The organism is Streptomyces sp. iso_384 (assembly GCF_056172905.1).
The window spans coordinates 3305815-3329580 of record NZ_JBWBTT010000001.1; the positions used below are offsets into that span (position 1 = coordinate 3305815).

16 protein-coding genes and 2 pseudogenes are annotated in these 23766 nt (G+C 69.1%); 6 read left to right on the plus strand and 12 right to left on the minus strand.

The features are described 5' to 3' along the window. The first annotated feature begins 136 nt into the window (after nt 1-136). Nucleotides 137-1369 (plus strand): lycopene cyclase family protein, encoded by a 1233-nt coding sequence (locus tag AC0VY3_RS14740; protein ID WP_103511515.1) that lies wholly within the window; start codon nt 137-139, stop codon nt 1367-1369. Between the two features lie 135 nt (nt 1370-1504). Next, nucleotides 1505-3070: an FAD-dependent oxidoreductase gene (locus AC0VY3_RS14745; RefSeq protein ID WP_475549752.1), complete on the plus strand. Its 1566-nt coding sequence runs from the start codon at nt 1505-1507 to the stop codon at nt 3068-3070. 105 nt (nt 3071-3175) lie between these two features. On the opposite strand, the gene AC0VY3_RS14750 is transcribed toward AC0VY3_RS14745, so the two are convergent. From AC0VY3_RS14750 to AC0VY3_RS14765, 4 genes are all read right to left on the minus strand, one after another. Then, a complete protein-coding gene (locus tag AC0VY3_RS14750; RefSeq protein WP_103511513.1) occupies nt 3176-4222 on the minus strand; it encodes a Rieske (2Fe-2S) protein in 1047 nt (348 codons plus the stop codon). 81 nt (nt 4223-4303) lie between these two features. Next, nucleotides 4304-5356, minus strand: a complete 1053-nt coding sequence (locus AC0VY3_RS14755; RefSeq protein ID WP_103511512.1) for a phytoene/squalene synthase family protein — start codon at nt 5354-5356, stop codon at nt 4304-4306. After that, nucleotides 5353-6915 (minus strand): phytoene desaturase, encoded by a 1563-nt coding sequence (locus AC0VY3_RS14760; protein WP_475549753.1) that lies wholly within the window; start codon nt 6913-6915, stop codon nt 5353-5355. Before AC0VY3_RS14760 ends, AC0VY3_RS14755 begins: the two co-directional genes overlap by 4 nt. A 59-nt stretch (nt 6916-6974) precedes the next feature. Then, complete coding sequence (locus AC0VY3_RS14765; protein ID WP_475551680.1) at nt 6975-8054, minus strand: polyprenyl synthetase family protein; 1080 nt, start codon at nt 8052-8054, stop codon at nt 6975-6977. Nucleotides 8055-8611: 557 nt separating this feature from the next. On the opposite strand from AC0VY3_RS14765, the gene AC0VY3_RS14770 reads away from it, so the two are divergent. Further along, nucleotides 8612-9205 (plus strand): lipocalin family protein, encoded by a 594-nt coding sequence (locus AC0VY3_RS14770; protein ID WP_103511510.1) that lies wholly within the window; start codon nt 8612-8614, stop codon nt 9203-9205. Between the two features lie 173 nt (nt 9206-9378). Here AC0VY3_RS14770 and AC0VY3_RS14775 read toward each other — a convergent pair whose 3' ends face one another. Next, nucleotides 9379-11601 carry a glycosyltransferase family 4 protein gene (locus tag AC0VY3_RS14775; RefSeq protein WP_475551681.1) on the minus strand — a complete coding sequence of 741 codons (2223 nt, stop codon included), beginning with the start codon at nt 11599-11601 and terminating at the stop codon, nt 9379-9381. A 140-nt stretch (nt 11602-11741) separates the two neighbouring features. Between AC0VY3_RS14775 and AC0VY3_RS14780 the strand changes: the two genes are divergently transcribed. After that, complete coding sequence (locus AC0VY3_RS14780) at nt 11742-12992, plus strand: glycosyltransferase (protein ID WP_475549754.1); 1251 nt, start codon at nt 11742-11744, stop codon at nt 12990-12992. Nucleotides 12993-12999: 7 nt separating this feature from the next. On the opposite strand, the gene AC0VY3_RS14785 is transcribed toward AC0VY3_RS14780, so the two are convergent. The 3 genes and pseudogenes from AC0VY3_RS14785 to AC0VY3_RS14795 form a co-directional block, all read right to left on the minus strand. Next, nucleotides 13000-13491 carry an RNA polymerase sigma factor gene (locus AC0VY3_RS14785; RefSeq protein WP_475549755.1) on the minus strand — a complete coding sequence of 164 codons (492 nt, stop codon included), beginning with the start codon at nt 13489-13491 and terminating at the stop codon, nt 13000-13002. A gap of 1048 nt (nt 13492-14539) precedes the next feature. Beyond that, a pseudogene (locus AC0VY3_RS14790) lies at nt 14540-15136 on the minus strand (FUSC family protein); the annotation flags it as partial. A gap of 957 nt (nt 15137-16093) precedes the next feature. Continuing rightward, a complete protein-coding gene (locus AC0VY3_RS14795) occupies nt 16094-17941 on the minus strand; it encodes a DUF6924 domain-containing protein (RefSeq protein WP_475549756.1) in 1848 nt (615 codons plus the stop codon). A 611-nt stretch (nt 17942-18552) separates the two neighbouring features. Here AC0VY3_RS14795 and AC0VY3_RS14800 point away from each other — a divergent pair. Continuing rightward, nucleotides 18553-18993, plus strand: a complete 441-nt coding sequence (locus AC0VY3_RS14800; RefSeq protein ID WP_475549757.1) for an ATP-binding cassette domain-containing protein — start codon at nt 18553-18555, stop codon at nt 18991-18993. Nucleotides 18994-19067: 74 nt separating this feature from the next. Next, the gene (locus tag AC0VY3_RS14805) at nt 19068-19487 is read left to right on the plus strand and encodes an FKBP-type peptidyl-prolyl cis-trans isomerase (RefSeq protein WP_475549758.1); all 420 of its coding nucleotides are present in this window, start codon (nt 19068-19070) and stop codon (nt 19485-19487) included. A gap of 48 nt (nt 19488-19535) precedes the next feature. Here the strand turns inward: AC0VY3_RS14805 and AC0VY3_RS14810 are convergent. The 4 genes and pseudogenes from AC0VY3_RS14810 to katG all read right to left on the minus strand — a co-directional run. Beyond that, nucleotides 19536-19646, minus strand: a pseudogene (locus tag AC0VY3_RS14810) (mannose-binding protein); the annotation flags it as partial. A gap of 86 nt (nt 19647-19732) precedes the next feature. Beyond that, nucleotides 19733-20893, minus strand: a complete 1161-nt coding sequence (locus tag AC0VY3_RS14815) for a winged helix-turn-helix domain-containing protein (RefSeq protein ID WP_475549759.1) — start codon at nt 20891-20893, stop codon at nt 19733-19735. Between the two features lie 104 nt (nt 20894-20997). After that, a complete protein-coding gene (locus tag AC0VY3_RS14820; protein WP_475549760.1) occupies nt 20998-21291 on the minus strand; it encodes a hypothetical protein in 294 nt (97 codons plus the stop codon). Between the two features lie 125 nt (nt 21292-21416). Beyond that, nucleotides 21417-23672, minus strand: a complete 2256-nt coding sequence (gene katG / locus AC0VY3_RS14825; protein WP_475549761.1) for a catalase/peroxidase HPI — start codon at nt 23670-23672, stop codon at nt 21417-21419. Nucleotides 23673-23766 lie beyond the last annotated feature (94 nt).

Here is a 23766-nt window from a genome sequence, read left to right on the forward strand (position 1 = left end):
TCGGGCGGGCCGCCGTGCTTCCGGAGCCAGGAGCCCCGACCGCGCTGCTCACGGGGGTGCGGTGATGGAACAATTCGTGATCTCTGATCCTGGACAGCGCGCCGAGGTCGCCTTGCGCGAGGAGAGACGGGTAGCTGTGACAGACGCCGACATCATCATCGTCGGGGCGGGAGCCGCTGGGCTGTCGCTCGCCTACCGGCTCACGTCCCCGCTCGCCCGCCGCGGTGAGGCATCGGCGATCCGCGGCGGTCGCCCCGCCCCACGTGTGCTTCTGATCGATGCTCCGCCGGGCCCTCTGCGGCCTCCGGAGCGCACGTGGTGCTTCTGGGAGCGCGGCCAGGGGGACTTCGACGATGTGGTGGTCCGATCGTGGGAGCGGCTCAGCGTCCGCGGGCCGGACGGACAGGAGTGGGAAAGCCGGCCGCACCCGTGGCGCTACAAGATGATTCGCTCACGCGGATTCGAGGAGTTCGTCGATCTCCGGCTGGCAGGCTCCTCCCTCGTGGAGCGGCTGACCGCCACCGTCGACCGTGTGGCGGATCTGCCCGACGGCGCCCAGGTCACGGCCACCACACCTGACGGGGAACAGGTGCTGCTGCACGCACGCTGGGTGTACGACTCGCGGCCGCGGCGGGAACTGCCGCCCGGCCGCACCACGATGCTGCAGCACTTCCGCGGCTGGTTCGTCCGTACCGATGCCCCCCTGGCCGGTGCTACCGCGCCCTTCGCCGAAGACACCGCCTGCCTCATGGACTTCCGCACCCCGCAACCGGCGCACGGGCTCTCGTTCGGCTATCTTCTCCCCCTCGGACCCGACCGCGCACTGGTGGAGTACACGGAGTTCTCCGCGGCGCCGCTGTCGCGGGCGTCCTACGACGCCGCGCTGGAGCACTACACGACCCGGATCCTCGGTCTCGGGCCGTTCGAGGTCTGGGACACCGAGCAGGGCGTCATTCCGATGACAGACGCACGGTTCCCGCGGCAGACCGGGCGCCACACCTTTCGCATCGGCACCAGCGGAGGCGCGACCAGGCCCGCGACCGGCTACACCTTCGCCTCCGTGCAGCGCCAGAGCCTCGCGATCGCTGCCGCCTATCGTCGTGGTGCGCTGCCCGCTCCACCACAGGCTCACTCCCGGCGTTCGCTCGCCCTGGACGCCGTCATGCTGCGTGCCCTCGACAGCGGACGCGTGGCCGGTGCGGACTTCTTCACCCGCCTCTTCGAACAAGTCCCCATGGAGCGGATGCTGCGCTTCCTCGACGGCCGGACCAGCGTCCGCGAGGATCTCACCATCGGGTTCGCCACTCCCGTGCTGCCGATGCTGCGCACCGTCGCCGAGATGCCGTTCCTGCGCCGCGGGGCTCCGTGATGAACGGGTCGTTCGCGGCCAGGTCCGCCAGTTGGCCGCAGACCTGCGCTTCTCCGCCCGGCCTACGTGCTCCGCACGCGCGACTGCCCTCCCCATGACCCCTGCTCGTCCGCCCGCCTGACAAGGAACACACAGATGTCACCACGCTGGAACGCTGACCGCAGTGCCCCTCGCCGGGGAAGGGACAGGCAGGCGGAGGTTCTGCGTCCGAAGCCGGGGCTCTCCCGGTTCGCCGGTGACACGCCACGCGTGGCGGTGGTCGGCGGGGGCATCGCCGGTCTGGCCGCCGCGACCGGCCTCGCCGAACGCGGCGCGCAGGTCACCCTGTACGAGAGCGAGACGACGCTCGGCGGCCGGCTCGCGGGCTGGCCGGTGGAACTGGCCGACGGTTCGAGGGCCACCATGAGCCGCGGCTTCCACGCTTTCTTCCGGCAGTACTACAATCTCCGCGGCCTCTTGCGTCGTGCCGACGGCAACCTCGGCATGCTGACGTCCGTACCGGACTACCCGCTGCAGCACAGTTCGGGTCTCTACGACAGTTTCGCCAAAGTCCCTCGCACGCCGCCGTGGAGTGCGCTGGGGTTCGCGGCGCTCAGTCCCAGCTTCGGCTGGCGCGACATGGCACGAATGGACCCGCGTGCCGCGCTTCCGCTGCTGGACGTCCGTGTGCCGGAGGTCTACGGACAGCTCGACTCGATGAGCGCTCATGACTTTCTGGCCGGTATCCGCTTTCCCGAGGCAGCCCAGCATCTGGCCTTCGAGGTCTTCTCCCGCAGCTTCTTCGCCGATCCGCGCGAACTGTCCGCCGCGGAACTGGTCCTGATGTTCCACATCTACTTCCTGGGGTCCAGCGAGGGCCTGCTCTTCGATGTTCCCGACGAGCCGTTCCCGCAGGCTCTGTGGGATCCACTGGCCGACTATCTGGAGGGTCACCGCGTCCAGTTGCGCACCGGCAGCTTCGTGGAGACGGTCGCACCGCAGCGCTCCGGCGGCTACCGGATCACGGCCGGCGGAGCCCCCGAGCACTTCGACGCGACCGTTCTCGCCCTGGATGTTCCGGGCTTGCGGGGACTGGTCGGGGCATCGCCCGACCTCGTCGACACCGAGTGGCGTGACGGCATCTCCCGGCTTCGCAGCGCCCCGCCCTTTCTGGTCTCCCGACTGTGGCTGGACCGTCCGGTACGAGCCGACAGAGCGGGCTTCCTCGGCACGGGCGGCTACGAGTCGCTGGACAACATCAGCGTCCTGGAGCGCTGGGAAGGGGAGGCCGCCCGCTGGGCCGCCCGCTCGGGAGGTTCGGTGGTGGAGCTCCACGCCTACGCAGTCGCACCGGGTGCCGACAGGCAGGTCGAACAGGAACGGCTGCTGAACCAGCTGTACCGCGTCTACCCGGAGACCCGGGACGCGAAGATCGTCGACGCCCGGCACGAGTGGCGAGCGGACTGCCCCCTGTTCCCCGTGGGCTCCTATGCCGACCGGCCCGAGGTGCGCACCGCGGATCCCACGCTCGTGCTGGCGGGTGACCTGGTGCGGACCGACCTGCCCGTCGCTCTGATGGAGCGCGCCGCGACCAGCGGATTCCTCGCCGCGAACGCCCTGCTGGAAAGGTGGGGAGTGCGGGGGCAGGCGTTGTGGACGGTGCCGCGCAGCGGCAGGTCCCGGGCGATGCGTCTGCTTGCCCAGATGGCCGCGAGCGGATGACCCTCATCCGCTGACCTGAGGCTGGGGCCGTCGGTACGCTCCGACGGTCCCCGCTGGTCTCTTGACGATGGAGAGACTCCGGCTCTTCCCGCTCCGCACCGTTGCTCAGCCCGGGAACTGTCCCTTGCTGCGCAGGTGCCGGCGCCGCTCCGCGTAGGCCAGATCGTCGCGCCACAGCCGTCCCGCCGTGCTGCGCATCAAGGGCCGAAGCAGCGGCGCGGCTGCCCTGGCGATGGCGAACCCGGGGCGGCCGGAGGTAGCGATGACCGCCTCGATGACCGCTGTGCGAGGGTTGCCCAGCGCGTCGGGCTCCAGCGGGGTGGCGTGCGTCTCGACGACTGAGCCCGCACCCTCACCCTCGGTGATGTGCATGACCACGGTGCGAGGCTCCGGCGTGGTGAAGACCGCCCGCACGGGCACCACGGCACGGCCGGCGACTTTGAAGGAGACATCGACCGCGAAGCCGTCCTCATGGTCTGGCGATGATCCATGTGACGTGTCGAGGACTTTCAGGTCGACGAACGAATACGGGTGGAACCAGGCGCCGTGCCACGGATCCAGCCGGTTGGCGACGATGTCCTCCGGCTCACAGGTGCCCACGGTTGTGCAGACGGCGGCGACGGAACCCATGAGATCGGGTCGCGCCGGCAGTACGGGCCGGTCAAGGGGCTCTTCCCCGCCGGTGGCGTCCAGACGGACCCAGACCAGCACGCCGTCGTCGTACACCGGATAGGGCGTCCACCCGGCGAACGCATCGCCCTGCAGAGCCAGTCCATGCCAGTGACAGACCAGAGTTCCGCACACCACCGGGCTGTCCCGCAGCGGAGCGCCCAGGTGCGGGCAGCTGCCGGGGCCCGCCTTGAGGCGGCCTTTCGTGTCTCTCCAGACGACGACATCGGTTCCCGCGACGCTCCGGCCGAAGGGCGTCCGCCCTCCGATCTCCCGGCTCGCCCCGATCACGTACCAGTTCCCGGAGGGCAGCGCGGTCGCCCGCTTGAGAGCCGCCGCGATGGTCGCCGGTTTCGCCTCCCGCCAGGTGGCTGCTTGCCGGTGCCAGGCAACCGGCTTCCGCAGACGCAGTGGAACACGGTCGCGCAGGCTGCGGCGGCGTTCCGGCCGACTGGATCCGCCGCCGTTGTCCGGTCCTGTCATGTCGGTATCTCTCCTCATAAGGTCGCTGTACATAGCCCGCGAGGCCGGTTCCCCCTTGGCGTCGGAACGAACCCCGAAGCGTCACGGGCGAGGCGGCAGCCGAGGCAGTTCCTTCTCCTGCCGCAGTGCGGACTGCTGGTGAAGCAACGGCTCTCCTCCCGGGGCGGCCGGGGCAGTGTCGCGCAGGCCCCCCGGACGGCCGCCGCCTGCGCGTCCGGCCGTTGCCATCCGGATCGCCCCCGCGAGGGCGACCGCAGCCCTTCGCCGCCGCGGCACCACCGAACGGCGGTGTACGACCTGGAAGCCGTCCGCCTCGATCGCCCCCAGGATGTCGCGGTACAGCGTGAACGCCGTTCGCATGCAGGGCCGAGTGACCGGATCGAGCATGTCCAGCCCCGGGTCCGCCTGCCGGTAGACATCTTGCGTCAGTGCCACGACGTCCAGGACGGCCGCCCGGATCCGTGGGTCGTCCCGTCCGCTTCTGCGACTCCACAGCAGAAGTTCGCGGTCCACCCCGTGGGCTGCCAGAAGGTCGGCCGGCAGGTAGACCCGCCCCCGGTCGAGATCCTCGCCGACATCTCTGAGGAAATTGGTGAGCTGGAAAGCGACACCCAGGGCCGCCGCATGCGGCGCTGCTTCCTCCCTGGGCGTCACGGTGCCGAGCACCGGCAGCATCTGCAGACCGATCACCGCGGCCGAGCCGTGCATGTACCTGGCGAGATGCTCGTACGTGGGGTAGTCGGTGACGTCGAGGTCGCTCAGCATCGAGGCCATGAAGTCGACGAAGTAGCTGTGGTCGATGTCGTACCGCACGGCTGTGTGAACCAGTGCCTGAACCACCGGTTCCTCGCTCCTGCCGGTGCGTAGACCGGTGTCCAGGCGGTCCCGCAGCGTGTGCAGGGCCGTGTCACGCTGGGCTCGCGTGGCGTTGCCGCTGAGATCGTCCACGATGTCGTCGGCCCATCGGGCGAACCCGTAGAGGGCGTGAACGGCGGGCCTGCGGGAAATCGGCAGCAGGCGAGTGGCAAGGAAGTAGGTCTTGCCGTGCCGCGCGTTGAGTCGCCGGCAGTGCGTGTACGCCGCGCGCAGTGCGGGCTCCTCGATACCAGCGGCGTCGAGCTCCCGTCGCGTCATGAGTTCACAGCCTTGGTGGAGGTTGTCCGGGCGGAGGGGCCGCTGCGTCGAGCGACAGACGTCCCGCGTGGTGCGCCGGCACGCCCGGTGACGCGGGACGCTGCGAGTTTCCCGGAGATCAGTACGGTGGGCACGCCGACGCCGGGCGTGGTGCCGCAGCCCGCGATGACCGCGTTGTCGATCCCGCGCAGCAGGTTGCGTGGCCGGAAGGGGCCGGTCTGGGCGAAGGTGTGTGCGGCCGAGAACGGTGTACCCGCCGCATGCCCCTGGGCCGTCCAGTCGGCCGGAGTGACGAGGCACTCTTCCTCGATCGACGCGCCGAGGCCGTCCAGGCCTCGGCGTTCCAGCTCGGTGACGAGGCTGTCGCGGTACCGCGGGGACAGGTCCTGCCACTCGCGCGCCCCGGGGCCGATGTCCGTGTTGGGGCACGGAGCCAGGATGTAGTGGAGGTGTTTGCCCTCGGGAGCCAGCGAGGAGTCGTGCGTCGTGGGTCGGGTGATCAGGAGCGAGGGGTCGCTCATCACGCGCCCATCGACGGTCAGCTCCCGGAACGTGGTCTTCCAGGCCGCGCCGAAGGAGATGGTGTGGTGGGCCAGCTGAGGCCAGGTCCGGTCCGTGCCGGCGTGCAGGATCACGGCGGACGGGGAATGCTGAAGTTTCACCGCTCGTCGGGGAGCTCGCTCCAGCAGCCGGTAGACGACGGGAAGATCCGGGGTGAGGACCACGGCGTCGCACGGGATGCGCTCACCTTGCGCTGTCACCACGGCGGTGATCCGGCCGCCGCTGTGTTCGAGGCGCTCGACCTCGGTACTCCAGCGGAAATCCGCTCCCGCCCGCGCAGCCGATTCGGCCATCCCGCGCGGGAGAGCGTGCATCCCGCCGCGAGGGAAGTACACCCCCGCCACGGTGTCCATGTAGGCGATCACCGCATAAGCGGCCAGTGCGCGTTCGGGGGCCACGCCCGCGTACAGGGCCTGGAAGGAGAACACCCGTCGCAGGCGCTCGTCCGAGAGGAACCGACCGATCTGGGGATCCAGCCGTCCGAAGGCGCGCAGGCGTGCCAGCCGTGCCAGGTCGGGGTGCATCAACTGCAGGGGCGAGTCGAAGTTGGTATCGATGAAGCGCCGCATCTGCGCGGCGTACAAGTCGGTGAGCCAGGATCGCAGACGTCGGTATCCCGCCGCCTCACGGTCGCCCGCGAAGCGGCGGATCTCCTCTTCCATGGCCTCTGCGGAGGTGTGTACATCCAGCTGGGCTCCGTCTGCGAACTGGGCCCGGTAGGCGGGATGCAGTTCCAGCAGCTCGACCCGGTCGGCCAAACGGTCGCCGACGGCGGCGAAGGCTTCGTCCGCGATTTCGGGCATGGTCATCACGGTGGGTCCGCTGTCGACGAGGAACCCACCCATGTCGAAGCGTCCTGCGCGTCCGCCCGGTGACGCCTCGCGTTCGATGACCGTGACACGCCGTTGGGCGCCCAGAAGATGCAGGGTGGCGGAGAGACCCGCCAGACCTGCTCCGACGACGACCACATGATCAGTCGGTCCCGGTACTGATTTCACCTGATTCCCTTTCCTGGGGAGGGGGCTTTCGTTGTCTCGCAGCAGGTGCTGGAGGGCCGCTACCGGACCACGTCACTGTCAGGGATCCGGTAGGCGAGGGGCATTCCGACGACTGACCCGATCAGAGCGGAGAGGCGTCCGTGCACGGACGCGGAAAGTGCAGCCCTCAACAGATGTTCCTGACTGTCCGAGACCAGGCGGTCGATCTCCCTCTCTGTCGCCCTGCGTGCTCCCGTGTGTTCCAGGGTTCGGCGCAGCTCGTCCAGCCCGGCACCGGAAAGAGAGGGATCGCCAAGTGATCGGTTCAGCACGTGCCGGGCGGAGGTGTCCCCGGCCTCTTCCGACAACGTCCGCGCCACCGCGGTCAGGTAGGTGAGTTTCCCGGCGCGAATGTCCTCTCCAGAGGGCTTTCCGGTGACCGACGAGTCGCCGAAGACGCTCAGCAGGTCGTCGTACAGCTGAAAGGCGATACCTGCGCTGCGACCCGCGGAGCAGAGGGCGGACGTTGTCCGGCCGTCGGCTCCGGCGAGAGCCGCGCCGAGAGCCAGGGGTCGTTCGACCGTGTAGAGAGCCGTTTTGAGACAGGCGATACGCAAAGCCCGATCCGTAGTGGATGAGCCGTCCGCCTGGGCGCGCATGTCCAGATACTGGCCTGCGACCATTTCACCGCGCATCGCACGCCACAGCCTCTGAACGTGCTCGCGGTTCGCTGATCCGGTCAGGATGTCGGCGACAAGATCGTCCGCCCAGGCCAGGGCCAGGTCGCCGGCCAGGATCGCCGCTGCCCGCCCGTGAGCGTTGTGGTCTCCCCGCATACCTGACCGTACGTGGTTGTCGGCGAACTCGACGTGGAGCGCCGGCGACCCGCGGCGAAGTGACGACCCGTCCATCACATCGTCGTGGATGAGCGCGCAGGTCTGGATCAACTCCAAAGCGGCTCCGAGCCGGAGGGCGGACTCGGCGCCCTTCCCGATCGGGGAGCCGCCACCCGCGCGCCAGCCCCACCAGGCGAACCGTGCCCGCATGCGTTTACCGCCGCGCAGCGCGAAGAGCCGCACTCGCTCAGCGACCTCCTGCGAGAACAACGGGTCGACAGTCCGGGCGTCGCGTACGCGCTGCCCGGTGTAGACATCCAGCATGTGCTCCACGGCTCTCGCCGTGTCGGTGTCATGGTCCGGCGCGTGTTCGGCTGACTGCCTGTCGGGCGGCCCGGCGACGCTCGGGACGTGGCCCTTCCTCTCCTTCTCACTTTGATCCTCGTGAGACGCGGAGCGGGACGTTTCGACCGCCGGCGCCCGTTGGGCGTGTTTGTCGTGAGTCGTATACGGCGAGGCTGGAGCCCGCACAGCACGACGGCGTGACATGTCTTCACCTCTCATCGGAATAGCAGTTGCTCCCCAGTGGCCGGAAGTCCGATGCGGTGTCGATCGGAACGGGAAGAGCCCTGATGGAGTCCTTGCGCTGTCTGTGAAGACCCCAGGAACGATGAAGAACCCAGAAACGATCTTCCTCGGGGCGATGCATCGCTGCCAGTTGAGCGAGGGGGCACGCCGCCCGGGAAGACTCGCTTCGCCGTACGCACGTGCCGCCTCGGTGCCGTCCCGGCTGACCCCGGGGCTGGAATCTCGGGGGTGAATCCAAGGAGACCTCCACGGCTGAACACCGCGTGTCGTAGTCCACTGAGCAAGGAGTGATCGTGTCCGTTTCGTCTTTGATCCGGCGCGCCGCGGTAGTTGCTGTCAGCTCCGTTCTGACGCTCGCCGGCGCCGCCGACGTCAGCGCCGCCGACTCGCGGCAGGTCAGCCGGGTCGACCTTGGCCGGTATGCCGGCACCTGGTACCAAATTGCCGCAGTGCCGAAGCTGTTCGAGATTCAGTGCAAGAAGAACGTGCGGGCCCAGTACACGCCGCAGTCCGATGGCAGCGTCGGTGTCCGGAACTCCTGTACCACGTGGTGGGGGTCCACCAGCGAGGTGAATGGCGCGGCACGACCGCTGGACGATTCGAACACGCGCCTCAACGTCTCTTTCACACCCCGGCCCGGCGACGGCTTCGTTCACGGCAAGGATGCCAACTACGTGGTGGTGGGACTGGCCCCGGACTACTCCTGGGCAGCCGTGACCAACGAAGAGCGGTCCGCAGGATTCCTCCTGTCCCGGACACCGGCCCTCAGGTCCGAGGCATCGGCTGCGGCGATCGAGGCATTCACCGATGCCGGCGTCGATCCGTGCGATCTTCGCCTGACGCGTCAGGACGGCGGCGTCGCCCGGCCGGCTTCGCTGTGCCGCTGACCGCGGTGCTGACTGCTGACCGTTGACGGCCGACCCGGGGGCGGATCGGGGTCCGTCAAGATCCGCCCTCGGAAGTGAGGCCGAGGCCGCCGTCCGGTCCGCCGTTCGCGAAACCAGGTGGCACCACCTCGGGCAGCGTGCGCCCGCCGCTTCCGCTGTACCCCGCTCGCGCCTCATGAGCGGACGTGTGTACGCGGTTGAGGGGTTCCGAGATGGCCTCCCGTCCTGCGACCTGCTTCTTTCGGCACGGACGCGTAGTGATCGGCCAGTGTTCGGGCCATGGCGGTCGACGAGTACGTTGAGCGGACGAGGTTCTGGGCCCGGCGCGCCATCACACGGGCTTCCTCGTCGTCGATGCTGAGCAGGCGACTCAGCCCTTCGCCGAGAGTGCGCGAGTTCGAGGTGTCCAGCAGGAGGCCGTTCGTTCCGTCGACGAGGTAGTGCGGGACGCCCCCGCGCTTCGGAGCCGCCACCATGAGGCCGGCCTCCATTGCTTCGAGTACCGCGAGTCCGAACTCCTCCTTCGCGCTCGGACATACGTACCGGGCGCGAATGCGCTTCGCCGGGTCCGCGAGTGATCGCTCCAGCAAGCGCACCTCCGCATTGGAAAGGGCCGGCAGGAGGAGCAGCCGCTTCCTGGCCTCGGGGGAGGAAGCGACGGCCTCGCCGATGCGGTCGCGCATGGAACGTTCCACGGAATCCTCGTCCTCCGGCGGGCTGCCTCCCACAAGTACGAGAACCGACCTCTCGTAGCACCCCGAATCCACCCAGGAACGCACAAGGACGTCCTGCTGTTTGACGGGGTGCAACCTGCCTACGGTGAGCAGAACTGCTGGTATGCGGGACGGGTCGGCAAGGGCGATCGCATCGATCCCGGCGAGGAGCTGCTCGCGGCGGCGAACCTCGTTCGACGGTGGCCGGTAGGGAGGGATGCCCTCCGGCGTCGTACGGACCGGCCCCTCCCCGGTCCGGTCGCTCAGTTGCGGGAAGTATGAGCGCAGTCCGGTCGATTCCTCGTCCCCGGCTGCGATCCCGAGGACGCGGTCGGCTCGCTGGATCAGCCGGTCCGCGAGGAACACCCGGTGCAGGTCATGGCGGAGGCTGTCGGGTTCCGCCCCGGGCACGTCGTGCCTTTCGGTGATCTGGCGGTGCGGGTCCGGTGTCGCGGTGAAGACCAGTCCCAGTCCCGCCCTGCGTGCGGCTTCGGCAACCGCGAGCGAGCCGTCGTCGGCGTAGCGGACGTGAAGCACGTCGATCGGCCTGCCCAGCATTCCGAAGAGTCTGGCCGCCCACCATGCCATCGCCTCCCGATGGCTTCCCATCTCCTCGGGTCGTACGTGGCGGGGGCTGTCCACGGGAAGTCTGAGGATCCAGTGCCCGTTCGCCCTCCGGAGCAGAAGCACCGGGTCCGCTTCCAGTTCCGGTCGGCTCGCGGTCACCACGGTGACCACGCCGGCGACACGTCCGGTCTGTGCCAGAGCGTCTCCCAGTGAGCCCAGAAGAACGCTGAGACCGCCGCTGAGGCCTTCGCCCGGACGGTCCAGATGCCCGACGAGCATGGACTGCGCCACGAGGATTCCGGGAGGCAGGGTCACGGCCTCGGCGCCTGCCAAGGGGGCGTTGCGCAGGGCGCCTCTGAGTAGCCGTTCGTAGGTGTCTTCCCGGTGTTCGGCCCGGGTGGGCAGGAGATGGACGCGGTCGTACGCGGCGAGAAGGCGCCAGGCGGCATGGCGCACTCCTCGGTCGCCTCCCACCGACAGCGCGAGCAGTTCCGCCTCGGGCAGTGGCCGCAGGTGAGAGGATGCGGCCAGATCGAGCAGGAACCGTACGGAGTCGGGAGTGCGGGCTTTTCGCAGGCCGTGTTCCAAGGCGGCACTGGCGCTCCTCGGCCCATGGCGCCGCACGGCGTAGGGCCATGCGTCGAAGACGGCCGCCCCGGTGAGGGCACCACCGTCGAGAAGCCGGACGCATTCCAGCGGCGGCGGTACGTTCCCGGACCGCATCCGGTGACGCAATCGGGCCAGAGCCACATCCCGGCGGGAGGCGAGCGTCGGCGGATCATCCGTGCCACCATCCGGGCGGTACTCGGCCAGAACCAGTTCGGCCAGCAGGTTCGGATGTGGCGCGCACCATTGTGGAGGGTCACCGGTCGACCGTCGCCAGTGGTCCGCTCTGGCTGCCACGAACGGATCGGACGCGAACGTCGCGCAGCTTCGCGGGGTGCGATCAGCGCTGGTCGCGGCAGGGTGCGAGCGATTCATCGGAACTCCTCGACGACGACAGTCGGCCGGTAGTGCTTCGTCGCCGATCCGGAGAACGGATGCGCGAGCCGCAGAGAACACCGGCTTTTTCCTCACGGCCGTGTGAAGGGGTGACGGACCGTGCATCCGTGACATCGACACGAGGCGAATGTCTTGGCATGAGGTCCTTGCGTCATGCCCGGCGGCCCCGCATCGCGGTCGTCAGTCCTCCCTTCCTTTCACACGCCCAGCCCCTGTCCGTGTTGGCGGGCGCGCTCGCCCGTTGCGGTGCCGACGTGCATTTCGTCAGCGCGCCCTCCTTCGCGCCGCTCGCCCGTTCGGCGGATGTCGAGTTCGTCTCCCTCACCGTCACCCCGAACGCGAACACGGGGATCGCCCAGCGCACCCGGCAGGGCGCGCGGGAGGCAGAGCGACTGGAGGAATTCCTCAGGTCGACCCGGGACGGTGCGATCGCGGCACTGCTCACCCAGTCGCGGCACCGCGGGGAGGACATGCTCTCGGACCCGGCGGGGGTGCTCGCCGGGATCCGGACCCTGGACGCTCGGCTGTCGCCGGACTGGTACGTCGTCGACCAGTTGAGCTACCCGGTCACGCTGGCGCTTCACTGTCTCGGGCTGCGCTACGCCACATTCTGTCCAGGGCACCCGACGTACGTGCCCCAAACGGCGGACACCCTCTTCGGCGTTCCCTACGCCTGGCCCCGTGCGATCCAACCCGCCCCGGGCCGTGTCGCCGAGCTGCGGCGGGCGGCGCGAGCCAACGAGGTGGCGTTCACGGAACGATTCGCGGAAGTCGTGCGCACGCACGCGCCCACGGTCCGGACACCGGTACGAGCCTTCGCTCTCGCCTCCCGGCATGCCGTGCTGTTCAACTATCCGCGATTCGAGTGGCTTCCGGAGCATCCACGGAACGGCACGAGGTTCTTGTACGGGGGCCACTGCGCACCGGCCGCGGAGCCGAGCCCCGGCGAGGCGTGGGAGGGTCTCGTGCACAGGCTGAGAGAGACGCACAGCCGGTTGGTACTCGTGGCTCTCGGCACCTTCCTGTCGGCTCGTGACGACGTACTGGCAAAGCTCGTACGAGGTGTGCTTCTCGAGGTCCCGGAGGCAGCGGTCGTCGTCGCCGCGGGAGAACGCGCAGCAGCGCTTGCCCATCTCTCCGCTCCGAACGTGCACATCGCGGATGTGGTCCCCCAGCGGTGGCTCCTCGGGCGGGCCGACGCCATGGTTCATCACGGTGGGAACAATTCCTTCACGGAATGCGTGGCATCCGGTACTCCAGCGCTCATCCTGCCGTTCTCCAGCGATCAGTTCTCGATCGCCCATGACGCCGAGAGGGCACAGCTCGCGGTCTGTCTCGACCCGTCCAGGCTCGGTCCGCGCATGGCCGGAAGCGCGGTACGGCAGCTGCTGACGGACCCTCCCGCTGGTCTGTCGCGCTGGACGCGGGAGGTCGGACGGCGCGGACCGGACTGGATGGCCAGTCGGCTGATGCAGGCCATGGGCGGCATCGTGGAGGACCACTGAGCTACCTTCACGCATGTGCGTCGAGGAGGTGGGCGAGAGCCCTGAGACCCCGTCTGGTGTGACTCTTGACCGTCCCCAAGGGCAGGTCGAGAAGCCCCGCGACCTCCGGCTGAGTCAGGTCCAGGTAATAGGCCAGGAAGAGGACCTCGCGCTTTCGGTCCGGCAATTCCGACAGAAAGGATGCCATGTGCACCCGCTCGACGGCTCCGGCACCGACGTCGGGGTTCGCGGCGACGGGGCTCCGTATCAGATCGCGCAACCCCTCGTACCTGCGGGCGACGGCGGCAGACGCGTCGGCGGCCTTGTGCACCGTGATGCCGTAGATCCAGGGGCCGATCTCCCCCCGGCGAGAGCAGTACCTACCGGAGTAGCGCCAGACGTCGGCGAACACCTGCTGCGCGACATCCTCGGCTTCCTGAGGATCGACGCAGCGGCGTCTGGCCCAGCGAAGCACCTGTGGATGCCAGTGGGTGTAGATGCTCTCGAAGGAATCCCGCACGGTGTCGCCGTGCCTGGGGGCGCCGCAATCGTTCGGGCAACAGTCGGACGAAGTCGGAACAGTTCGCTCGGACACCAGCCGTCTCCGGATGGGCTCGGTGGACTTGGGGAGGGTCGCGTTGCCGGCGGCCGTAGTGGGTCCCTCGGGACGAGGCCGCAGCGAAGTGGTGCCCGTAACGTCAGGTGACCACGAATGCTCGGCGGGCGCATCTCGGCCGGTCCGTTCGTGCCACGGGGACGCCGACGTCATGAATTCTGCCGATGCGAGTTCGTCGAGTCCGGCCCGCGAGTCCAGCGGAGGCCGTGGCAGCGCCCGGAAGGCGGTCGTGTGCTCTCTGCCAGTGGCGAAGGCCGAGCCCGGGTTCACGGACGTGCACCCCGGTCAGACGGGCCGCGGCCCGCGATCTGTCGACGGAGGGACTCGGTGCCGGAGGCCGTGTCGAGTGGTCAGCTTCCTTCGTGCGAGGCCCTCCGGCCACCCGATCCGAGGTGTGTGACCAGGCAACGTGACAGTTGTGTTAGCGGAGGTTGGTGGATACGAACACGAGCAACACCAACCGCAGCGTCCGTCTGAGCTTCCTCGGCCTGTGAGCTGCTCCGATGTGACTGTAGAGGGATCCTCCGGCCGTACCGACTGGGTAGCCCCAGTGGGCGCCAGGTGAGCGTGTCACATCTGACAGCAGATTCTGCGTCTGCTGGTGGTACACGACTCGCGTGGTTACTGACCAGCGGAAACGGTCGTGATTCGACCGCACTGCAGGCGGCTGGGCCGCGTATGGCCCGGGTCTTGGGCAGAGGACAGTGGGCCCCTGGCTGACAGCCCGTGACGCTGGCGAGTCGGCACACAAGGGAGGGGCGGGCCGACAGGTCTCCACAAAGGAGACCTCGGCCCGAAGGGTTACGAGAGAGGAACTCGTCAGGGCTTGGACCGCGGAGCGGGCAACCCACCGGCTGATCGCTGCGTCCTAAGCGTGAAGCTCCCGCATCTTGGCCATCTGTCGGACCAGGCGGACCTCGGAAGCGGGGCGCACGCCTGCTGCGACAGGTGGTCATCCACCCCGGTGCGGGGGTTCCGAACCATCGCCTTGAGCCTCCACCGCTTCCCGCACCCGCTGGTCCTCGCGCAGGGAGCCGACATCGCGCTCCAAGGGGGTGCGGCTCACCGCTGTCGCCAGGTTTTCCAGGGCGTGCTTCTGCAGGTCTGCCTCGCTCCGTAGCGCTGGGATCCGGCCACCGGCTCTTTCCCATGTCTGGAGGGCCTTCTCCACGCGTGCCCAGTCCGGGTGCCTGTGCTCGCGCATAGCGGCTGCCGCCTGCTCCGTGTCCGATTCCAGGGCTTCGGCCAACGCCTCCACCTCGGGAGTGGAAGGGTCGTCGTCGTGCGGGACGCGGCTCTCCATGAGCGTTGCTGCTCTGTCGAAACCTTCGAGCGCCTCCTGAGCGTCCTTCGCCTCTTGCGCAGTCAGGCCCCTGGGGCGGACCGGTTCCTGTTGTGCCCGGTCGTAAGCCTTCTGCCAGGCCGCGCGGGCTTTACTGCTCGCCAGTTGGGCGCTGCGCATGTCGGCACGGCGGTCCGCGGTCGGTTCGGCGAAGTGGCGGAACACTGCCGCCGCGTGGCGGCCGTTGGCGTCCTCCCTGCCGGGAAGAGCCTGAAGCCGTACCAGGACCGCTTTGCTGACCTGCGTAGCCATCGTGGAGGTCTCCTTCACTTCCACTTGCCCGGTTCGCGTAGTCGCATCGTGTGAGCCACCGGTGCGCGGCTCAGGGAGCCGTCCGTAATGACGTCATCGCCATGTCGGTCCTGGCTGGACCCGTCCCCTCCGGGACCCTTACCGAGATGTTGGATTGCACCCCAAGGAATTCCTGGACCCCTCAACCCCTCACCCGGTGTCCTCCCGCCTGCAAACGCAGCCAACAGGCGAAACATCTGATTCACGTACCAACTGCGGTTTGTGGTGGAAATAGGCTGCTCCAATGCCTATCCGACTCCGAACGGGGCCTGAGAACGTTCCGCTGGAGCTCAGGGCGGGACAACGCCCCGGCATGACGCCGACGAACCGCCCGCGTGAACGGCACGCCCACCATGTGTCGTCGCCATGGCATGAATGGCCTGATTGACATGAGGCGGTCGGCCGACCGCGGCCGCCTGCTTTGTTGCGGAACTAAGGCGTCCGGATGCCTGGAGGGAACTCAACGGGTCCGAATCGTAAGGAAGTTCTGCCCCGAGGCAGCCCTCCGGCAGGTGAACGACGGCATCGCCGCCCTTCACCGCGGCGTTCTGGCATGTCGCCGCCACACGAGTAGGCTTCCTGATGGAATTCTCGGCTCGGGCGACAGGCAGCCCGCCATCGATCCAGCGGTTCGACCGCCGCTGACAGCGGGATGGTTTCCGATCCGCACCCCCACGAAGCTGCGCACCGTTGTGCTCACGCAGAACTGGCCCACCGGTTTGCCTCCGACAGGGTCAGGCCCGCGCCGGTCACACGGGCCTCGCAGCCCCGGAAACGGCCTCGTACGGATCGATGCCCCACACCTCGGCAGCCTGACGGAGGGTGCTCGACCCATCTGATGCGTTGCGGGACGCCCCTTCGATCCTGCCAAGGTCAGAAGCCCCGGAAGACACCGTTGTCGGCGGCGTACTCGAAGTCCTCCCAATCCATGTTGGCGAGGGAGATATTGTTCTCGACCGACCACAGTTCTGTGGCGAGGACTCGGAGTTGGCCGTACTCCTGCCTGGCCTCACCTTCCCCGCGTTCGTCGTTCTCGTCGAAGAGCAGGAGGGCCAGCAGCGGCATCTCCGGCGCCGTGAGGGCGGTCTTGTCGGCCACAACGAAGAGATCGGTGTCCATCTCGCGTGCAGCCGATAGAATCTGTTCGGTCGTCAGGTCGTGATAGGCGAGATCATCCACAAGGTGGACGTTCGCGACGAAGCCGTCCTGGTTCGGTGTCATGACGGTCGTGAGCAGGGCTTGCCAAGCGGCCGGGTCGGAAAAGTCGGTGCGGATCAGCAGGGTCTCGTCCGTGTCCGGCAGACTCTTCATGAGCCCTCCTCGTGCGGGGGGCGGGTTCGTGGCGGCGGCCGGCTCGGCCACCGCCTCGCCGTCGCGCCAGACGACGGTGCCGTCGGCACGGCACAGGACCACTCCGCCCTCCTCGACACGGAGCTCGTCGGCCGGTCCGCCCAGCGGTGGGCGGTCGTCGCCGAGAACGCGCAGCATGCCGTCCTCGTCGAGCCGCAGTCCGGGCTCGGCCGCTTCGTCGAGGTGCACGTACCAGAGCCAGGTCTGGTCGGCCCCGAACAGCACGAGGCGGCGTTCGTCCCAGTGTCCGAGCACGGTGCTTCCGTCGGGGGAGGTGAGGGAGTGCCGTCCGAGCGTCTGTCCTCGGCGCAGCACGGCACCTAGCGGGGCGTCGAGCGAGGGGCCGTGGCACGCCGTGTGTGTGCCTGTGGACCACACCGACCGGCCGTCCGCGTCACGCAGTTCGGCACGGCCGTCATCACCGACCACGAGCCGGCGGGCCCCCGAACCGGACGGGCCGGAACTCCACACCGGGACACCATGGGTGTTGCGGACCGACAGGACACCGTCCTCGGAGAGCTCCGCCCACCCTCCGTCCACCCACCCCGTGCCGGTCGACCACACGGCACGGCGCTCGGTGTGGCAGTACAGAGTCAGGTCGCCGTTGCCCTGGTGAGCCAGTGTGTGCGTACCGGCGGGAGACGTCAGGGACTGGTTGCGCAAGCGTCCTCCCGCCTCCAGCGCGGGCCCACCGTACGCGTAGGGCTCTCCCGGGGGGACCGGTCCATGAGGGCGTTGGGTGCCCTCGTGCCACAGGACGGTCCCGGCGGAGTCGACCAGGCACAGCATCAGGCCTTTGGATTTCGAACCACCCGCCAGGTGCCGACGCCAGGTGAGCACGGTGTCTTCCTGTTCGAACCAGTCGACCAGCGGACGGGTCAGCGCGTAGCTCATTCCCCCGCCCTTCCCGTACTCGCAGACCCGCAGCCATCCGTCCTGCTCGCGGGCCACTGTCCGCCGCATCTTCCCCTCCCTGACCAGATACGCATCCCGGGTGATGGCAGCCGCGGGCGCCGCGTCTCCGAGCGGCACAGGGTGGGTGAGTCCGGTGCGTATGTTGCCCAGGCGGACGTGGGAGCGGTCCAGGAGTTCCAGCTCTCCGGCGTCCGTGAGGATGAGGTACTGAGCCCCGGGCGCGGCGAAACCGGAGCGCCAGACCGTGTCGTCGTCCTCCCCGCCCTCGACGACGACTTCGTACCCGTGTCCGAGAAGCAGCTGTCCAGCTGCGCCCGCCCGCCAGACGACCTGACCGCGGTCGGTGTCCGTGACCACGGCGGCACCCTCCGAGTCGCACCGCAGCACGAACCTCTCCGAGGGGGATGTCAGCTGGACATCGGGGTAAAGACGTTCGAACATGGGCAGTTCGCGCACAGGAACCCTCTTCTCCTACCGGGCGACGCCAGGTCGTGGTGGCGTCGGTGAAGCGGATTCTGCCGGACGCTACTGACAACGGGCCTACGTGGCCCGTCGGCTCCCGCCCTGACACCCCTGCCGCACAGCCGGCAGTCCGGCGTCAGGCATGTCTTGCCGCCGAGCCGGCCGAGACGCCGCAAGCGGAGGTGAAGCCGACGCTGGCTGCGGACGGATGCGGGTACGGGCCCGGAGCCGGAGAAGACGTGATCCCGGGGGCCGGGGTGATTTCTCTCGCGTTCGTGCTCGGCGGTGCTCCTGAATTAGCTGCCCGCCCTGCTACCTCAGGGGTGGCCGATCAGGGCGGGCAATGATCCGATGCCTGTCTCAATAGCGTCGTGGCTGAGGTCTGCCGCGTTGCCTGACTCGTGGCGCTCATGGACTCTGGAAGGCTTGCCACGGTGGCGGGCGTTTGGGGGATGCGTTCGTACGCCCGGCAGCACGCGATGGCAGCGATCCCAAGGCTGTCCGTGACACGCGCGTGTTGGTCGACTGTCTGCAGGAGCTGGTGCGAGGCGCCTACCGACCTGTCAGGAACTGCAGCACGTACCCCGAAACGGTGTGGCTTGCACATGCTCTGGCGTCTGGCCGCCCGTACCGCCGCCCGTCGCACCGCCGCCGCCATCCAGGACCCGGTGGGCAGCACCGGGGGACTTCCGGTGGCGGAGATCGTCGAGCTGGGGCGCACTCCCCACCACGGGCTGATAGGCCGGGAGGGATCCGACGACCGCCGCGCCGTCGCCGACGCGATCGATCGCTGCGGCGTCAGCACCCTCGCCGTCCTGCACGACCTCGACCTGGCCGCCCGCCTCTGCGACCGCGTCATCGTCCTCGACGAGGGGAGGGTCATGGCGGCGGGCCACGTTCTCGACGCGCTCTGCCCACGGATCATGGCCGACGTCTTCGGGGTGGCGGCCGCAACCGAACGCCGCGAACGGAGTCGTACGCATCACCTACGCGGCCGACCCCCTCGACACCGGCCGAGCGACCGAGACGGCCGACCGGTAGCGTGATCGTTCGCCGGGTGGAATGTCCATGTGTCCGGTCGGCCCGTGCGAGGGTTCCGGTGGCGAGTGATGGGACCGTGATGAGTGAACTGGCGAAGCCCGGTGTCGAGGTTCCGGAGGGTGTCGCGCCCGACGAGCTGACGATCCGGGATCTCGTGGTCGGTGACGGGCCCGAGGCGCAGGCGGGCAGGGTGGTCCAGATCCACTATGTGGGGGTCACGTTCGCGTCGGGGCGGGAGTTCGACTCCTCCTGGGAGCAGGGGCGGCCGTTCAAGTTCGCCGTGGGCGGTGGCAGGGTCGTCAAGGGTCTGGACCGGGGGATCAGGGGGATGGCGGTGGGCGGTCGGCGTGAGATCGTCGTCCCTCCGCCTTTTGGGTACGGCAAGCAGTCGCCCTCCGCGTCGATTCCGGCGAACTCGACTCTGATCTTCGTCGTGGACCTGCTCACGGTGGTGGGCGGGCCCGTGGGGGCGCGGCCCGGCTCGTCCGGGACGGCCTGAATCCGGCGCTGCCGCGAGCCGGGCGGGCAGTGGGCTTCCGCGCGGCGGTCAGGTCGACCGGACCACCCTGCCGTTGTGCACGATGACCACCTTGCCGTCGGGCCTCAGGACCAGCTGGGCGCCGCCGAAGTCATGGGTCTTGAAGGCCCAGATGGCTCGCCCGGGACGGCCTCTTCCCCGACGAACACGCCCAGACCCTGCTCGACCCCCCTGGCCCCGCCCGACCTCAGCCCGGGCCTTCGACCTCAGCCGTGCGCGGCGAGCACCGGCAGTAGAGTCTCGCGCCAAGCCGCGGGAATCGGGCCCTCGGGTGCGATCCGGCGTGCGCCGAGGAAAGCGGCGAGGTCGGTGACGGCCCTGCCGACCGCTTCCGCCGTGTCCTTTCCGGTGGGCGCGGTCGGTTCCGCGAAGACGCCTTCGAGGGTGAGCGTGCCGCTCGTACGGTCCAGACGTGGGGCCACCCGGCCGATCAGGGCGTCCCCGTGCAGGATCGGCAGCACGTAGTAGCCGTAGCGGCGCTTGGCCTTGGGGACGTAGATCTCCGAGCGGAAGTCGAAGTCCCAGACACGGTTGGTGCGTTCGCGCTGGCAGATCAGGTTGTCGAACGGTGAGAGCAGTGTGGTGCGGGGTGTCCAGTCGCCGCCGAGGATCCGGTCGACCAGCGGCAGGCGGTCGGCGTGGACGTACCAGCGTTCGCGGGCCGGGGCGTCCTCCAGGGTGACGGGGACGAAGCGGCCCTCGTCGACGAGCCGGGCGATGACGTCGGCGAGGCCCGGGTAGCGGGAGCGGACGAAGTACTGCTCGATGTCTCTCTTGCGGCCTGCGCCCAGCGCTCGCAGGGAGTGTTCCGCGGCGCGGGTGACGATGTCCGTCTCCAGCAGCTGGGTACGGTCCACCCATGAGGGCAGGCAGCGTTCGGAGAGGTCCCACAGGCGGCGTTTCCCGGAGCGGCCGGCGACCATGATCGTGCCCTGGGTCCAGAGGATGTCGAGCATCCGGTCGACGTTGCGGCCGGAGGACCAGCCGCTCGACTGCCAGGCGACCCCGGCGTGGTCGTCGAAGTCGTCCGTCCGCTGCGGGCCGGCCGCACGGAGGCGTTCCAGTACGGAGTCGCGCAGTGCGGTGTTGGACCGGAACCAGTCGGCGACCTTCCGCAGGGATGCCGAACGCTCATCCACCAGATAGCCGCGCATCATGCTCTGGTGCAGTGGGAAGTCCTCGGTCAGGACGATCGAGGCCGCGTGCGCCCAGTACTCGAAGAGCCGGCGCTCCTTCCACAGGAGGTCGTCCAGCTCCTGCTGGTCGTAGATCCCTAACCGGCTCCAGAGGACCAGGAGATGACTGCGGGCGACGACGTCGATCGGATCGAGCTGCAGACAGCGGAGGGTCCGAAGGACTTCCCACATCCGGCTGTTGTCCCCCCGGGGGTGGGCAAGGGCCCTCCAGGTGCTGGCAGCTGACCGCCAGTCGACGGACGTGTTCGGGGCGCAGTTCGATCGTTCGCATGGCTCTATTTCTCGGCCGAGAGCCGGTCCAGGTCGTGGCGGATGGCCAGAACGAGGTCGGAGAGGGTGTCGTCGATGAAGAAGTGGCCGCCGGGAAGAACGGTCTGGGTGAAGGCGCCGTTCGTCTCCCCTTTCCAGGCCGCCATCAGGGGCGGGCGGGCGGACGTCGGGTCCGCCTCGCCGGAGAAGGCGTGGCGGCCGAGGACCACCCTGGACGACGGGCTGGCGAGCACCGTGGCCTGGTTCGACCGGCAGCGGCCGTCGTCGCGGCGCAGCTCACCGGGAAGCCGGCCGTCCACGACCTCGCCTGACCGAGTGGGAAGGAGGGCCGATGAACGGCTGTGGGGCCGGTGCGCGTACGCACCGGCCCCACAGCCGGGGAATGCCCGTTACCGGTCGAGCCGATGCGGCTCGGGCACGGACGTCAGACCAGGTCGAAGCGGTCCAGGTCCATGACCCTGGTCCAGGCCGCGACGAAGTCCGTCACGAACTTCTGCCGCGCGTCGTCGCTCGCGTACACCTCGGCGAGGGCACGGAGCTCGGAGTTGGAGCCGAAGACCAGGTCGGCACGGGTGCCGGTCCACTTGACCGTGCCGGACGCGTCCCGGGCCTCGAACTCGTCCTGCGCCGACGACGTGGACTTCCAGGTGATGCCCAGGTCGAGCAGGTTCACGAAGAAGTCGTTGGTCAGCGTGCCCGGGCGATCGGTGAGGACGCCGTGCTTCGAGCCGCCGCTGTTGGCGCCCAGCACCCGCAGACCGCCGACCAGGACGGTGGTCTCCGGGGCGCTCAGCGTCAGCAGGTTGGCCCGGTCCAGGAGCAGGTACTCGGCGGGCAGCCGGGCCGCCTTGCCGACGTAGTTGCGGAAGCCGTCGTAGGCGGGCTCCAGGGCGGCGAAGGACTCGACGTCCGTCTGCTCCTGCGTGGCGTCGACCCGGCCCGGGGTGAACGGCACCTCCACCTCGACACCGGCGTCCTTGGCCGCCTGCTCGACGGCCGCGCCGCCCGCGAGGACGATCAGGTCCGCCAGCGAGACCTGCTTGCCGCCCTTGGCGTTGAAGGACTCCTGGATGCTCTCCAGCGCGCGCAGGACCTGGGCCAGCTCGTCCGGGTCGTTCGCCTCCCAGCCGCGCTGCGGCTCCAGACGGACCCGGGCGCCGTTGGCGCCGCCGCGCTTGTCGCTGCCGCGGAAGGACGCGGCCGAGGCCCAGGCGGCGGAGACCAGCTGCGCCACCGTCAGGTCCGTCGCGAGCACCTGCTCCTTGAGCGCGGCGATCTCCGCGGCGTCCAGCAGCTCACCGGTGCGCGCGGGCAACGGGTCCTGCCACAGCAACACCTCGGAGGGCACCTCCGGGCCCAGGTAGCGCTGGATCGGGCCCATGTCACGGTGCGTCAGCTTGTACCAGGCGCGCGCGAAGGCGTCCGCGAACTCTTCCGGGTTCTCGTGGAAGCGGCGCGAGATCTGCTCGTACGCCGGGTCGAAGCGCAGCGACAGGTCGGTGGTGAGCATCTGCGGCCTGTGCTTCTTCGACGCGTCGTGCGCGTCCGGGACGGTCGCCTCCGCGTCCTTGGCGACCCACTGCTTCGCACCGGCCGGAGACTCGGTCAGCTCGTACTCGTACGCGAAGAGGTTGTGGAAGAACTCGTTGCCCCACTGCGTCGGCGTGCTGGTCCAGGTCACCTCCAGACCGCTGGTGATGGCGTCGCCGCCCTTGCCCGACCTGTACGAGCTGCGCCAGCCGAGACCCTGCTCCTCCATCGGGGCGCCCTCGGGGTCCGCGCCGACGCTCTCGGCCGGGCCCGCGCCGTGCGTCTTGCCGAAGGTGTGGCCACCGGCGATGAGGGCGACGGTCTCCTCGTCGTTCATCGCCATCCGGCGGAAGGTCTCGCGGATGTCGCGGGCGGCCGCGACCGGGTCCGGGTTGCCGTTGGGGCCCTCGGGGTTGACGTAGATCAGACCCATCTGGACCGCGCCGAGCGGGTTCTCCAGCTCACGGTCGCCGGTGTAGCGGTCGTCGTCGAGCCAGGTGGTCTCCGGGCCCCAGTAGACGTCCTCCTCCGACTCCCAGACGTCCTCGCGGCCACCGGCGAAGCCGAAGGTCGTGAAGCCCATGGTCTCCAGGGCGACGTTGCCGGTGAGGATCAGCAGGTCGGCCCAGGACAGCGCCTGGCCGTACTTCTTCTTGACCGGCCACAGCAGCCGGCGGGCCTTGTCCAGGTTGCCGTTGTCCGGCCAGCTGTTCAGCGGGGCGAACCGCTGCTGACCGGCGCCCGCGCCACCGCGGCCGTCGCTGATGCGGTACGTGCCTGCGCTGTGCCAGGCCATCCGGATCATCAGCGGTCCGTAGTTGCCGAAGTCGGCGGGCCACCAGTCCTGCGAGGTGGAGAGCACCTCGGCGATGTCCCGCTTCACCGCGGGCAGGTCCAGCGCCTCGAACGCGGCCGCGTAGTCGAAGTCCGCACCGAGCGGGTTCGCCACGGCGGGGTTCTTGGCGAGGATCTTCAGGTTGAGGCGGTCCGGCCACCACTGGCGGTTTCCGCCGCCCTGCGTGGGGTGCGGCGCGCGGCCGTGCGCCACGGGGCAGCCGCTCGCCTGCGCCTCGGGCACCTCGGGAACGGCCGTCTCGGGCGAATCCGGGGTGACGGGGTCGAAGACGTGCGACTCGTGGTTCTCGGTCATGAGCAATCCTTCCGGACCCGGCGGGTCGTGGGGCGCTGAACGGGGGAGGAGGATTCGGGCCGTGCAGAAGGGGGCACGCTGTGTGCCGGGACCT

What these genes read in the sequence shown, in the direction of transcription:
- AC0VY3_RS14745 (WP_475549752.1), top strand. Translation starts at nt 1,505, where the DNA reads ATGTCACCACGCTGGAACGCTGACCGCAGTGCCCCTCGCCGGGGAAGG.
- AC0VY3_RS14765 (WP_475551680.1), bottom strand. Translation starts at nt 8,054, where the DNA reads ATGCTGGATGTCTACACCGGGCAGCGCGTACGCGACGCCCGGACTGTC.
- AC0VY3_RS14750 (WP_103511513.1), bottom strand. Translation starts at nt 4,222, where the DNA reads ATGACAGGACCGGACAACGGCGGCGGATCCAGTCGGCCGGAACGCCGC.
- katG (WP_475549761.1), bottom strand. Translation starts at nt 23,672, where the DNA reads ATGACCGAGAACCACGAGTCGCACGTCTTCGACCCCGTCACCCCGGAT.
- AC0VY3_RS14755 (WP_103511512.1), bottom strand. Translation starts at nt 5,356, where the DNA reads ATGACGCGACGGGAGCTCGACGCCGCTGGTATCGAGGAGCCCGCACTG.
- AC0VY3_RS14815 (WP_475549759.1), bottom strand. Translation starts at nt 20,893, where the DNA reads ATGTGGGAAGTCCTTCGGACCCTCCGCTGTCTGCAGCTCGATCCGATC.
- AC0VY3_RS14775 (WP_475551681.1), bottom strand. Translation starts at nt 11,601, where the DNA reads ATGTCACGGATGCACGGTCCGTCACCCCTTCACACGGCCGTGAGGAAA.
- AC0VY3_RS14800 (WP_475549757.1), top strand. Translation starts at nt 18,553, where the DNA reads ATGCTCTGGCGTCTGGCCGCCCGTACCGCCGCCCGTCGCACCGCCGCC.
- AC0VY3_RS14805 (WP_475549758.1), top strand. Translation starts at nt 19,068, where the DNA reads ATGAGTGAACTGGCGAAGCCCGGTGTCGAGGTTCCGGAGGGTGTCGCG.